Raw genomic sequence first — 13,010 nt, forward strand, 5'->3', positions numbered from 1 at the left:
CCTGACCCGAATTGATAGAAGCATGGCGGTACCGGCGCCATCGAATCACGTTAAATAAGAATCGGATGACAAAGTTAGCGGCAGGACAGGTGGAAGTTTCGGTTACCCGAAAGGAGGTCTCCAGTTAAGGGTAGCAAGTCCAGATTCCGGTGGGGCTGAAAACAAAAACGCCCTTAAACCTGCGATTTAAGGGCGTTTTTGCTGATTGATAAATTACTAAGTGGAGATGCAGGGATTCGAACCCTGGTCCAGACAAGGAAACCGACGGGCTTTCTACATGCTTAGACTTATTCGGATTGTAGGGAGCTTGCAAGTATAAGTCAGACTCATGCGCACTCCTTAGGTACTTTATTTCGCCCGTGCACCGCACCTTTACACAGACTAGTCAATCGGATCGAAGCCTCTGATGTGCAAGCAGATTCACGAAACCTGCACGAGACTATGGCTAGTGCTTAATACCTAGATTAAGCAGCCATGGCGTAGTTATATTCGCCAGTTATTGTTCGAACGGATTTTTAACAGGTGGTACGTTCATCACCCGACATGCTTACACGCAATCTGCACAAGCTGTCAATTCCAGTCATCCCCAAATGTTAAAGAACGTTTTCCTGAATAGTTAATCTCAAGAAACATGCCACAAACATACAACCTTTTACGTTCATATGCTTCTGTTTGCTGCCATAATAACACGTACCCAGGCTTAAAAAGTTCAAGTGCTGCAAAAGCCTGGCAGCTGTTTTAATATCACCCACAGCGCTGCACCTATTCCAGCCCCTCAGTCCCTTAAATACCATTTTTTCAAGGATAGCAGCAGCTGCACTGAAACAAAGTATGATTTTTTACATATAAAAGAACAGTGCCCTGCTTAGCTTACCTTATATGACACTTACTTACCTACGCTTAGGCCTTCTGCTGCTGCTTTCCACCGGAATAGTACCCCGTGTTCCTGCGCAAATCAGGATTATGCCCCTTGGAAATTCTATTACGCAGGGAAATACCTCTTTCCATACTACTCCTGAATACCCAAGCTACCGGTTTGAGCTTTGGAAACAGCTGATAGATGCCGGCATTGACTTTGAATACGTAGGCTCCCATGATGTGAACCGGGATAACCGTACACCTGATGTAAAAGGAACGGTATACAAAGGCAAAACCTACACCAATGTAAATGAAGGACATTGGGGCTGGAGAGCAGATGAGATTTTAAAAGAACTACCCGTATGGCTGCAAGGTTACACCCCTGATGTGGTACTGATGCACCTGGGAACAAATGATATTTTCCAAAAGGGACCTGAACCAATTGAGCAAACCATTGAAACTACGCTTAGCGATATAAGCCAGATCATCGGATTAATTAAGCAAAAGAACCCGGATGTAAAGATTTTACTTGCCCAACTTATCCCCATCTATCCTACAGATTCTGATGTGAACGGCTACATCACACAGTTCAATGCTGAGATTCCTGCATTCGCAGGAAATCTGAATATCCGTCATGCTGCGGAGTATGTATATGTGGTTGATCAAAACACGGGCTTTGACCCAACCCATAGCGACAGTAGGCCTGAACTTACTAAAGACACGTATGACAAAATCCACCCCAACACCTCCGGCGAGCTGAATATGGCCACCAAATGGCACGAAGCCATCCAAAACGCACTCTCTACACTACCTGTTACAATTTCAGGTTTCAGCGCAGCGGTGACAGCGGCAGGTAAAGTGCAGCTCCACTGGATCACCGCCATGGAAAGAGACAACGATTATTTTGTTGTGGAAAGATCGGTGGATGGGATTGCCTACGAGGCGGTGGGGCGTGTGGCCGGCAGCGGGAACACCAACACCAGCATCTCTTATGCCTTTCTGGACACAACAGCACCAGCCGGAGCAGTCTACTACAGGCTGCGCCAGATCGACTTAGACGGCGCCGAATCGTTATCGGCTGTTATTGTGGCAAGGGCGCGGGCCGGCAACCAGGCGGAGATGTCTGTTTACCCCACCAAAAGCAAAGGGCAGCCTGTTATGCTTCAGCTGCGGTCTTTACGGCCTGACGAGCTGGTAAATATAGCCGTATATACCGCCACCGGGCGACTGCTGAAGCAATATGCCTCCCGGGCAGATGCCCACGGGAATATAAGTATGACGATGGAGGTTTTTGCGCAGCAGGTGCCCGGCTTATATGTGGTAAAAACCCAGTTGCAGGACAAAACCTTTTCCGGTAAGGTGCTGGTCGAAAAATAAGCACCATTTCCTGTAGCTCCTCCATAAAAGGCCATGGCAACCCAGCAGGTAATTATGCAAATGATTTTACCCCTCCGGAGCAGCTTCTCCTTTTGCTGCTGCTGCTGATGCGCTCTGCACACATCCAAATTACAATTCCGCAGTAAATGATTTATAAACTATTAAAGCCCTTCCACGTTTTATAAACACTTTTGGCAGATTGCAAGTACAGGAGTGGAAGCTGCACTGGCTGGCCTCTGCAAGTGTTGGCAGTAAATTGCCCAACCTGGCTGTAAAAAACTTTGAACCTATAGTTGATATGACAAAAATATATCTGCATAAAATTGTACTGCTTTTGCTTTGCCTGGCTCTGCCATTCGGGCTAGTGGCCCAGGCGCTTAAAATAATGCCGCTCGGAAACTCCCTGACGCAGGCAGACAAAGACCACCTGAGCTACAGATACCATCTCTGGAAAAAGCTGCTCGATGCAGGAGCGGAAATAGACTTCATCGGCTCGCAGCAGGACAATTACTCCGGCAACCCCACCTGGCCTGCCTACAAAGGAAAAAACTTCGACCGGAACCACGAAGGCCACTGGGGCTGGACCACGCAGCACATACTACATGGAACAAGCAACGGGGAAGAGACGGGCAACTTAACCGAGTGGCTCAGCAAGCACAAACCCGACATCGTGCTGATGCACCTGGGCTCTAACGATATGTTTAAGAACGCAGGCATACCCGAAACAACAGATCGCCTCCAGGAAATAGTGGGCAAGCTTCGCCAGGCCAATCCGGATGTAGTGATATTGATGGCACAATTGTTCCCGGCCCACCCCGACGCGGCAGGCCAGCAGGAATCCCGGAACATTCCGCTTCTGAATGCCGAGATAAGCAAGCTGGCCAAAGAACTGCACACAGGCAAATCGCCGGTGGTGCTGGTAGACCAACACTTCGGCATAGACCCTGAAAAAGACAAGCATACCTACGATGGCATTCATCCGAACGAGGTAGGAGAAGAGAAAATGGCGCAACGCTGGTTCGATGCCTTACAACCCTTCCTGAACGGTAACCCCTTATCGTCAGGAGCGGAACAGCTGCCCCCGGCCCTGTCGGTTTACCCGACCCTTACGCATGGGCGGCCCATTACCATTAAAATGGATTCGCTTACGCCCGGTGAGCAAGTGAACCTGGAGGTGCTGACCCGGGAAGGAAAACTGATCTGGCAACTTCTGACGGCAGCCGACGCAAAAGGCAGTCTGACCTACACCCTCACGCCATCCAGCGCCCATGCCTCCGGCCTCTATATTATAAGGGCAAGCCGGAATAAAAAGATAGATACAGCCAGATTTATGGTGGCGCATTAGCATTTAAGGCTCAAGCAGCAGCAACCCACACACCTCGGGAGGGGCAAAACCATTCAGATAATTGCTATTCTCTAAATTATTCGAATCAAAATGCCCCTCCCGAGGTGCTGTTGCTGCAGCCACTCATCTTAATAAAAGCAAAAGCGTATCAGTAAAGAAATCCGTGCTACACGCAGGAACTCTGATGTACAGCGCATGAGCTCCTCAGGCTATTTGTATGGCTTCGGCCTTTTGCCACTAAAATTTTAGCAAACCCTGTTTCTGAAATAAGATGTCCTTACGCCCGCACTACATACTCCTTTGCCTGCCGCTTGCCTGGCTGCTGAGCTGCAACAGCAGAGAAGCTTCCTCTAAAGGAGCAGGCGCCCTGCTGACCACAGCAGACTCGCTGGAGGCGCTGCAGGAAGAGCATCAGCTCAAAAGCAACACGCCCGGCCCCGACACCATGAGCTTTGTAACTGCTTTCTCTCATTTCTACGATGCTCTGCAGGCCTCCGACACCCTAAAGCTGCAACAGCACCTCGACCCCGAAAAAGGCCTCTGGATAATAGAGCAGCCGGGCGCCATGCCAAAAATGACCTATGTGCAGGACCTGACCCGCTTCCGGCGCGATTTTCAGCAACGCTCCTTCTTCAGCATAAAAAACGAACTCACCACCTGCGAGCTGGAACTGGAGCCTTTCCCGGCGTTCGACTGCGGCGCCATGGACCAGGGCAGCAGCGGTTATGCCAAAGATGGCTGCTTTGCCTCCGATGCCTCCGCCCTACGGCAATCAGGCATCTGGGACCACGCCAGCCTCTCCGAGGCGGAACTCCGGCAGGTACAGGCCATGCTCCCGCTCCTGCAGCACTCAGTCTTGCACACAGCCAGCTCCTACCGTTTCCATTTCGGCTTCGACAAAGGCAGGTGGTATGTTTATTTTATCGACCTGCGCATACCCTGCAGTGCTTAGGGTTCTGAAGGAATTTTGAATGAGTGATTGAATGAATTTTGAGTGAGTGAAGGAGTGAATTTGGAAGGAGGGAGTTTGGAGTGAGTGAGTGAATTATTTGAATAGTTTTGGCCGTCCACGGTTTTTTGCTGCTGCTGCTGCACTTTAAACCCCGTTTCATAGACCTTTGAGTGTTAAGAACCCAAACCAGGCAACTGTGTGCTCAGCTTTATAAACTAACCATTAAGCAATTTAACAATTCAACAATTAACCAAATGTACTACCGCAGACACGGCGCTCCGCCCCCAGACCCGGCTTTGGTGCGGGAACTGACACAGCAGCAGGAAGAAATGAAACAACAGGTCATGATCCAAAAACCTGACTTCGACCTGAAGCTGATTGCCGGATGCGACTCTTCTTTTATCGGCGAAGACACTATTCTGTCGGTGTTTGTGCTCCTTACCTACCCTGGGCTGGAACTGGTGGAGAAGGTGTGGCACCATGGGCCGGTCACGCTGCCCTACATCCCGGGCCTGCTCTCCTTCCGCGAAGCCCCGAACCTGCTCAGGACCTACGAACTGCTGCAGCAAAAGCCCGACTTGATCATGGTAGATGGCCACGGCATATCGCACCCGCGCCACCTGGGCATTGCCACACACCTGGGCCTGCACCTGCAAAAGCCTACCATGGGCGTAGCCAAAAAGGTACTGGTAGGCAAGTACACAGAACCTGCCGCTGAAAAAGGGGCTGTGTCGCCGCTGCTATATAAAGGAGAGCAGATCGCTGCGGTGCTCCGCACAAAAGACAAGGTAAAGCCGGTATTCGTATCGCCGGGGCACCTCATCGATCTGGAGACTGCCACCGCAGTAGCAATAGCCTGCACCCTGAAACACAAATTGCCGGAGCCAACCCGCCTGGCCGATCATTACGCGGCGGTGCTCAAGAAGGAGGTGTACTAAGCGCAGGATAAAACAGCCCTTTATACGGTAGCGCAACACCTGCCTCGTCCTTAAAGTGCCCCACCAGCTGATTCCAGCACAGCCACTACAGAGAGGGCCCTGACGCAGAAAGTAAAGCAAGTTTTCTGAACAGCAAAAACAAGGGGGTCCCTGTGAGCGCTATGGCTCACAGGGACCCTCTTGTTTTTGTCTGGCCCTCTAAACCTATCATTGGCGCGCCAGCCAGTTCTTATGCTGATCCAAAGTTATTATTCCGGCCACAGTACTGCGCCTGCCTGTTACTAGCGGCCCGGTGGCTTTTGCTGAGGCTTTTTTAAAACCGAACATAAATTTTCTCTTTAATGATGAATTAAACTGAACACACAGCTTCTCTCTGCACTTCTTTTTAACCTAAAAAACGCATTAACAACCTCATTTACAATACTTTATATAATAGAAGAGGCAAACATCTGCAGAAACTAACAAACATCACTTCTTCCAGTGACCACGGTCATACTTCTCCGGGCCGCTTCGCTATACCTTTGATACATCAAGAACAACAAAACCGACTAAACTATACAGTTATGAACACCTCAAAAGCACTTAAACTCATCAGCTTCTTCAGCCTTTTCCTGGGCTTAAGCTTTGCTAACCTCCTCTATGCGCAGGCCCCATACAAATTGGCCGGCAAGCCAGAAATTAAAGTAATGGGCGGCTCTACGCTGCACGACTGGGAAATGGTTTCTGCACAGTCGCAGGGCAAGGCCGAGATGACGGTAGAAGGATCTGCCATTACAGGCGTAAGCGCTGCGCAGGTATCCTTAAAAGCGGAGTCGTTGAAGAGCGGGAAAGACAAGATGGACGGCATTGCCTACGAAACGCTTAAAACCAAGAAGCACCCGAACATCCAGTTCACCCTGACTTCTTATAAAAACCTGGACGGCAAAAAAGGGCTTGCAACGGGCAACCTGACCATAGCAGGCACTACCAAACCAGTAACGTTAGCAGTAAACTCAGTGGTGAAAAATGGCGTGGTTTCCCTCACAGGCGAAGCACCTATCAAGTTCTCGGACTTTAACATGGCCGCTCCAACAGCAGTGTTCGGCACCATCAAAACCACGAACGACCTCAAGATTCAATTTAAAGTAAATTTCCAACAAGTGAATTCTTCTATCTAATCTCACTCTTCAAAACATTAACCAAAAGCATTAAACAACCAATATCATGAAAAAACTTGCACTTTCTTTAGGATTGCTCTTTGGCCTCAACATGGGCGCCATGGCACAACTTACGCTTTCCGATATGCAGTATTGGAGACCTTACGACAAACGAGGACTGAACGTATTTGAGACTGGTAAAGCTGACACAACTGCCTACGAAGGCATAAAAGTAAGATTAGGCGGCGGATTTGCACAGCAGTTCCAGGGCTTGCAGCACCGCAACACGGCCACTGCCATTATGCAGGGCGAAAACAACCTGAACCAACTGATGCCCATCGAAAATGGCTTTAACCTGGCCACTGCCAACCTGAACCTCGATGTGCAACTGGCCGATGGTATCAGACTGAACCTGATCACCTACCTTTCTTCCAGACACCACCCGGAGGCCTGGGTAAAAGGCGGTTACATTCAGATAGACAAGGCTGAGTTCCTGAACAGCAACTTTGTGAACAGCGTGTTTCAGAACCTGACCGTGCGTGTGGGCCACATGGAAATTAACTACGGCGATGCCCACTTCAGAAGAACAGACAACGCCCACGCACTGCAAAACCCATTCGTAGGAAACTACATTATGGATGCCTTTACAACTGAGATCGGTGCCGAAGCCGTATACCAATACAAAGGCTTCCTGGCGATGGGCTCCGTAACAGGTGGCGAGATTCAGGGCGGTATCACAAACCCTGGTCAGCGTAAACCATCTTTCATCGGTAAAATCGGGTACGACAACCAACTGGCCGAAGACCTGCGGGTAAGATTAACGGGCTCTGTGTATACTACTGCCGGCTCTGCTAGAAACACCCTGTATGGTGGCGACCGCGCCGGTTCACGCTACTACCTGGTAATGGATCCTGCCAGAATTGCCAATGGCACCGCGGTAACTGCAACAACTCACTTTACCTCTGGCCACATAAACCCGGGTCTGACTAACAACATTACGGCTCTTGTGGTAAACCCGTTTGTGAAATACAAAGGACTTGAGTTCTTCGGTAACTTCGAGCAGGCCAAAGGAAAAGGCAGACTAGGTGCAAACGACGAGCCCGCTGACCGTACCTGGAGACAACTCGGAACCGACCTGGTGTACAGATTAGGTGCTAACGAGAACTTCTATGTGGCAGGTCGCTACAACGTGGTAAACGGCCGTCTGGCCCCAAGCGCTGCAACCCCAAACGTGCTTAACAACGAGGTAACACTTACCAGAGTACAAATAGGCGGTGGCTGGTTTGTAACCAAAAACATCCTGGCCAAAGCAGAATACGTGAAACAACAATACAAAGACTTCGCTCCAACTGATATCCGCCACGGAGGTCAATTCGACGGATTCATGATCGAGGGAGCCATTTCCTTCTAAACTTTAAAACCATGTTGCTCATAAATATCTTACTCGCTGTTGTAGTTATGGTAAACGCAGCTTTACCGCCCAAAGGAGAGTTTGTAGTTGTTAAAGGAAGTAAAATAACAGTACAGGCAGCTACCTCGCTCGGCAACATAAACTGCAGCTATAGCTGCAACAGCCAGAAAGATACCTTATTGCTCAACACAGCCCTCTTAAAAAAAGACAGACTGGTAGTAACCGTTCCGGTAAATGAGTTCGGGTGCGGCAACCCACTTCTGAACAGGGATTTTCAGCAGACATTAAATGCGAAAGAGTACCCAAATATCAGAATTGAGGTTTTAAGCCTGAAACAAACCGGCAAAAATTACAAAGGAGCCCTGAAATTTGAAGTTGGCGGAAAAACAGTTATGATGGATGATGTTGTCTTCCACTTATTTGCTGCCCAGGGTGCCACCTTCATGAAAAGTAATATTTGCCTGAACTTTACCGAAATAGGCCTGAAAGCCCCCAAAAAATTAGGAGGACTTTTTAAAGTAGACGAGGAACTGCAGATAACCGTAGAGTTGCAGGTAAGCAACAGGCAGCCATCGCAGTTCTTAACCGGCTCAGCAATTTAGTCTTTAACGAGCAACAACCACAGGCCCCGGAATTATTTTCCGGGGCCTGTTTGGTTTTAGGCGGCTCCGGCTCCAACCTTCAGCAGCAGGAGCAGCAGAACCTCCTGAGGGGCAAATTCATTAGAATAATCGATTGGCAGAAAAAGTCAGGCACTAGCCGCAGATCAGTCCGTTTCAAAATTTCCGGATTCCATGACTCGCTCACCTCCTTTTCCTCGTATTTCTACTGTTAAGCCAGGCAGTTTTCCGGCACCTAAAAAAGAGCAGAACCCTCATAAAATACCTGTCACTTTGGCTTAAATTCAGGTAAAATTGATTTTTTAACATGACATAATTACATGAAAATCAACTAAAATACAATTGGAGCAGAAATTGTTTGTATGGCTATAGCAGTAAAACCAACGAAAACAGGAAACGGAAATGAACTTTAATAACTATACCATCAAAGCACAGGAGGCTATCCAGAAGGCCTCCGAGATAGCGGGCGGCAACCAGCAGCAGGCTATCGAAACCGGGCATATCCTGAAAGCAATTCTGGAAACAGACGAAAACGTAACCAACTTCCTGCTGCAGAAGCTCAACATAAACGGGCGCATCCTGCACAGCAAGTTAGATGAAATTGTAGCCGGTTACCCTAAAGTAACGGGCGCAGGCGGCCCTTACCTGGCCAACGACACGGCAACAGCCTTGCAAAAGGCAACTTCTTACCTAAAGGAGTTTGGCGATGAGTACGTAGCCATAGAGCACATGCTGCTCGGCCTGCTGGCTGGTCGCGATAAGGTGGCCGGGCTGATGAAAGACGTTGGCTTCAACGAAAAAGACCTGAAAAAAGCCATCAAAGAACTACGAGGCGGCGCTAAAGTGACCGACCAAAACGCAGAGGCCAAGTACAACTCCCTGAAGCGCTACGCTAAAGACCTGAACGAGCTGGCCCGCTCCGGCAAAATAGACCCGGTAATCGGTCGCGACGAGGAGATCCGCAGAGTGCTTCAGATTCTGAGCCGCCGTACCAAAAACAACCCGGTGCTGCTGGGTGAGCCAGGCGTAGGTAAAACCGCCATCGTAGAAGGCCTGGCCCAGCGCATCGTGTCCGGCGACGTGCCCGAAAACCTGAAATCCAAAACGCTCATGAGCCTGGACATGGGCCTGCTCGTGGCCGGTGCCAAGTATAAAGGTGAGTTTGAGGAACGCCTGAAAGCAGTGATCAAAGAAGTGATAGACGCTGAAGGCGAGATCGTGCTCTTCATAGACGAGATCCACACCCTGATAGGTGCTGGTGCAGGCGGCGAAAGCGCCATGGACGCAGCCAACCTGCTTAAGCCGGCGCTGGCCCGTGGTGAGTTGCATGCCATTGGTGCTACCACGCTCAAAGAATATCAGAAATACATAGAAAAGGATAAAGCGCTGGAACGTCGTTTCCAGGCCGTGATGGTAGATGAGCCAAGCGTGCCCGATGCTATTTCGATTCTGCGCGGTATCAAAGATAAATATGAGCTACACCACGGTGTTCGTATTAAAGATGATGCCATTATCGCGGCCGTAGAGCTTTCAAGCCGCTACATCTCCGATCGCTTCTTGCCAGACAAAGCCATCGACCTGATGGACGAGGCCGCAGCCAAACTGCGCATCGAAATCGACTCGCTACCGGTGGAACTCGACGAGATTCAGCGCCGCATTATGCAGCTGGAAATTGAGCGCGAAGCCATCCGCCGCGAAAACGACAAAGACAAAGAATCGGTGCTCTCCAAAGAGATTGCCGACCTGAGCGGCAAGCGCGACGACTTGAAAGCTAAATGGCAGAACGAAAAGCAGATTATAGAGGGGTTGCAGAAAGAGAAGGAGAATATTGAGCAGTACAAACTGGAGGCTGAGCAGGCAGAGCGTGCCGGCGACTATGGCCGTGTGGCGGAGCTGCGTTACGGTAAAATTCAGGAGGCGGAAGCACATGTGAAGCAACTGCAGGAGCAGGTACGCGAAATGCAGGGCGAAAACCCGATGCTGAAGGAAGAAGTAAACGCCGAAGACATAGCCGAGATTGTAGCCAAATGGACCGGCATACCTGTAAGCAAAATGCTGCAGAGCGACCGCGAAAAGCTGCTGAACCTGGAGCAGGAGCTTGGCAAGCGCGTAGCTGGTCAGGAAGAAGCCATTGAGGCCATTTCGGATGCCGTGCGCCGCAGCCGTGCCGGTATGCAGGACCCTAAACGCCCGATCGGCTCTTTTATCTTTTTGGGCACCACCGGCGTAGGTAAAACAGAGCTGGCCAAAGCCCTGGCCGATTACCTCTTCAACGACGAAAACGCCATGGTCCGAATCGACATGAGCGAGTACCAGGAGCGCCATGCCGTGAGCCGCCTGATTGGTGCGCCTCCCGGATACATCGGCTACGATGAAGGCGGCCAGCTAACGGAGGCTATCCGCCGCAAGCCGTACTCCGTGGTGCTGCTCGACGAGATCGAGAAAGCGCACCCCGATGTGTTCAACATCCTGCTGCAGGTGCTCGACGATGGCCGCCTGACCGACAGCAAAGGCCGCGTGGTGAACTTCAAGAACACCATCATCATCATGACATCCAACATTGGTTCCCATATTATTCAATCTAATTTCGAAAATATGGAAGAGTACAACAAAGAGGAAGTGATTGAGCGTACCAAAGATGAGGTGTTCGACCTGCTGAAGAAATCGGTAAGGCCGGAGTTCCTGAACCGTATCGACGAGTTGGTGATGTTCCGTCCGCTGAGCCGTGGCGACATCCGCAAGATTGTGGATATACAATTTCACCATATTCAGCAGCGATTGGAAGAAGCTGGCATAGAACTTGTGGCTACCAACGAAGTGCTGGACTACCTGGGCGAACAAGGCTTCGACCCGCAGTTTGGAGCCCGCCCACTGAAGCGTGTGCTGCAGCGCCAGATCCTGAACGAGCTCTCGAAGGAGGTTCTCTCTGGCAGAATCAGCAAAGACTCTGTAGTAGAGGCTGTGCTCCAGAATGGCAAGATCCAGTTCCTGAACGTAGACATCGAATTGCCAACCGATAGATAATTGTTTGTGAGTTAAAGTTTAGTTGAGCAAGCCCCGTTATTCCGTTGGAGTAGCGGGGTTTTGTTTTTTAATCTAAGACTACTACCGCGAGCTTCCAGCTCGCGGTTAAACATGGTGCGAGCTTTCAGCTCACGTTTTACACTATCACTATTTAAGACTCACGCGAGCTGAAAGCTCGCACCATTATTCCTACGAGCTGAAAGCTCGCGGTAGTAATTTTTAATTCTTACTGCAACCAAACTTTTGCTGCTACAGTTAGCAACTGCATGAGCCGTAACTATAAATTCCGGGATCAGGAAAAGCTTTATTTTGTTTCTTTTGCTGTCGTAAACTGGATCGATGTGTTTGTGCGGCGAGAGTATAAAGAGATAGTTGTAGATAGCCTGAAATACTGCATAAATAACAAAGGACTCGAAGTGTATGCCTGGTGCCTTATGAGCAGCCATGTACATTTAATTGTGGGCAGTACCAACGAACCCATAGATGGCATACTGCGGGACATGAAACGGCATACTGCCAAAAGTATCCTAAAAACCATAGAGCAGCACAACCAGGAGAGTCGCAAAGAATGGATGCTCTGGATGTTTAGAAGAGCTGGTGCTTATAATCCAAAAAACGAAACATACCAATTCTGGCAACACCATAACCACCCAATTGAGCTTTCCGACAATTTATGATGCAGCAGAAGCTAGACTATCTGCACCGGAATCCTGTTGAAGCGGGTTTTGTGGAAGAGCCCTGGGAATATTTGTATAGCAGCGCCAGAGATTATGCCGGTCAGAAAGGCTTGTTAGATGTCATGCTGGTAGGGTAAACTTCATAACAGCCATCACTACCGCGAGCTTTCAGCTCGTAGTTAAACATAATGTGAGCTTTCAGCTCACGTTTTACACGGTATATGAGTTACGCGAGCTGAAAGCTCGCACCATAATTCCCACGAGCTGAAAGCTCGCGGTAGAGGCAATACTACTACTCCCTCTCCCGCACCCATTTCATTGCCTGCTCCTTCTCAGCCAGATCGAAATAACGCACGCCTTTCTTCTTTACCGGGCTTATCAGTTTTGCCGCCCATTCCTGCCACTTCTTCTCCCCTACCATCGCTACGCGGCCATAATCCAGCCCGTGTATAACATCGAACAAGCCGTTCTCAATGGCGGCTACTGGCTGCACCCAGTCCACATCCTACATTTCGTAGTACAGGTGCGCTTCGGTGTATTGCTGCATCATGTCGCAGAGCAGGTTGCGGTATTGGTCAAAGTCGGCTATAGTCAGCTCTTTGCTCACCCGTACGGCCAGCAGGTCATCTTTTGTTTCAGCGAGAATCTCTATCATATCCACAAACTTACAAC

The 13,010-nt window shown here is 49.7% G+C and carries 12 protein-coding genes and 1 other RNA gene; 10 read left to right on the top strand and 3 right to left on the bottom strand.

Going from position 1 to position 13,010, the window contains the following annotated elements:
- Window positions 1-218: 218 nt before the first annotated feature.
- Window positions 219-588, bottom strand: a transfer-messenger RNA (tmRNA) gene (gene ssrA / locus FJM74_RS03005).
- A gap of 291 nt (window positions 589-879) precedes the next feature.
- Here ssrA and FJM74_RS03010 point away from each other — a divergent pair.
- From FJM74_RS03010 to FJM74_RS22640, 10 genes are all read left to right on the top strand, one after another.
- The gene (locus FJM74_RS03010) at window positions 880-2,235 is read left to right on the top strand and encodes a GDSL-type esterase/lipase family protein (protein WP_187261076.1); all 1,356 of its coding nucleotides are present in this window, start codon (window positions 880-882) and stop codon (window positions 2,233-2,235) included.
- 298 nt (window positions 2,236-2,533) lie between these two features.
- Entirely contained in the window at window positions 2,534-3,580 is a 1,047-nt protein-coding gene (locus FJM74_RS03015; protein ID WP_187261077.1) for an SGNH/GDSL hydrolase family protein, read from the top strand.
- Between the two features lie 271 nt (window positions 3,581-3,851).
- On the top strand, window positions 3,852-4,532 hold the full coding sequence (locus tag FJM74_RS03020; protein ID WP_187261078.1) for a hypothetical protein: 681 nt from the start codon (window positions 3,852-3,854) through the stop codon (window positions 4,530-4,532).
- Between the two features lie 254 nt (window positions 4,533-4,786).
- Window positions 4,787-5,470 (top strand): deoxyribonuclease V, encoded by a 684-nt coding sequence (gene nfi / locus FJM74_RS03025; protein WP_187261079.1) that lies wholly within the window; start codon window positions 4,787-4,789, stop codon window positions 5,468-5,470.
- Window positions 5,471-6,033: 563 nt separating this feature from the next.
- Complete coding sequence (locus tag FJM74_RS03030; protein ID WP_187261080.1) at window positions 6,034-6,627, top strand: YceI family protein; 594 nt, start codon at window positions 6,034-6,036, stop codon at window positions 6,625-6,627.
- A 46-nt stretch (window positions 6,628-6,673) separates the two neighbouring features.
- Complete coding sequence (locus FJM74_RS03035; protein WP_187261081.1) at window positions 6,674-8,017, top strand: hypothetical protein; 1,344 nt, start codon at window positions 6,674-6,676, stop codon at window positions 8,015-8,017.
- Window positions 8,018-8,028: 11 nt separating this feature from the next.
- The gene (locus FJM74_RS03040) at window positions 8,029-8,619 is read left to right on the top strand and encodes a hypothetical protein (protein ID WP_187261082.1); all 591 of its coding nucleotides are present in this window, start codon (window positions 8,029-8,031) and stop codon (window positions 8,617-8,619) included.
- Between the two features lie 420 nt (window positions 8,620-9,039).
- On the top strand, window positions 9,040-11,661 hold the full coding sequence (gene clpB / locus FJM74_RS03045) for an ATP-dependent chaperone ClpB (protein WP_187261083.1): 2,622 nt from the start codon (window positions 9,040-9,042) through the stop codon (window positions 11,659-11,661).
- A gap of 266 nt (window positions 11,662-11,927) precedes the next feature.
- A complete protein-coding gene (locus tag FJM74_RS03050; protein WP_317175528.1) occupies window positions 11,928-12,338 on the top strand; it encodes a transposase in 411 nt (136 codons plus the stop codon).
- A complete protein-coding gene (locus FJM74_RS22640) occupies window positions 12,335-12,475 on the top strand; it encodes a hypothetical protein (protein ID WP_317175529.1) in 141 nt (46 codons plus the stop codon). The genes FJM74_RS03050 and FJM74_RS22640 overlap by 4 nt, the downstream gene beginning before the upstream one ends.
- 155 nt (window positions 12,476-12,630) lie before the next feature.
- On the opposite strand, the gene FJM74_RS22300 is transcribed toward FJM74_RS22640, so the two are convergent.
- Window positions 12,631-12,840 (bottom strand): SpoIIAA family protein, encoded by a 210-nt coding sequence (locus FJM74_RS22300; protein ID WP_317175530.1) that lies wholly within the window; start codon window positions 12,838-12,840, stop codon window positions 12,631-12,633.
- Window positions 12,841-12,843: 3 nt separating this feature from the next.
- Window positions 12,844-12,993, bottom strand: coding sequence for a hypothetical protein (locus tag FJM74_RS22305; RefSeq protein ID WP_241738922.1), 150 nt, complete (start codon window positions 12,991-12,993; stop codon window positions 12,844-12,846).
- Window positions 12,994-13,010: the final 17 nt, after the last annotated feature.

The sequence above is a fragment of the Pontibacter beigongshangensis genome, from assembly GCF_014332515.1.
Lineage (GTDB): Bacteria > Bacteroidota > Bacteroidia > Cytophagales > Hymenobacteraceae > Pontibacter > Pontibacter beigongshangensis.